Origin of the sequence: Marivita sp. S2033 (assembly GCF_046592965.1) — a bacterium.
Classification (GTDB): Bacteria; Pseudomonadota; Alphaproteobacteria; order Rhodobacterales; family Rhodobacteraceae; genus Marivita.
Genome location: NZ_JBISBV010000060.1, coordinates 1 through 424, shown reverse-complemented (window position 1 = coordinate 424; position 424 = coordinate 1). Strand labels below are relative to the sequence as shown.

1 pseudogene is annotated in these 424 nt (G+C 52.4%); it reads left to right on the top strand.

Going from position 1 to position 424, the window contains the following annotated elements:
- Nucleotides 1-144, top strand: a pseudogene (locus ACGKZZ_RS17310) (cation transporter); the annotation flags it as partial.
- Nucleotides 145-424: the final 280 nt, after the last annotated feature.

Here is a 424-nt window from a genome sequence, read left to right as displayed (position 1 = left end):
GTGGTCATCGCCGCCGGGCTGGTCGCGTGGCTTGGCAGTGCATGGCCCGACCTGATCGTCGCGTTCGCGATCGCGGGGCTTTTCCTGCATTCGTCTTGGGTGATCATCCGCGATGCCCGGAGTGACTTGGTGGAACCTCGCTAACTCTGTCAAGAAGTTGGTGCGCATACCGAAAGTGGAGAATTTCCATTCCGCAGCAAATCCGTAAGATTGTGCTCATCCCGGATCTTTATCGTGGAGGGGTTGGACGGTCGTTCTGCGTCAAATCACAGTCACTAATTCTGCCATAATTTACATAATAAACCTTATCGGCCACAATCATGTGTAGCGGCGCGCGCTACCCTGAAGTGCGACTCCTATTAGAAAACAACAAGTTATCTAATTGGAGTTTATGGCATGGGCGCTGTTTACACGCAACTTTCGC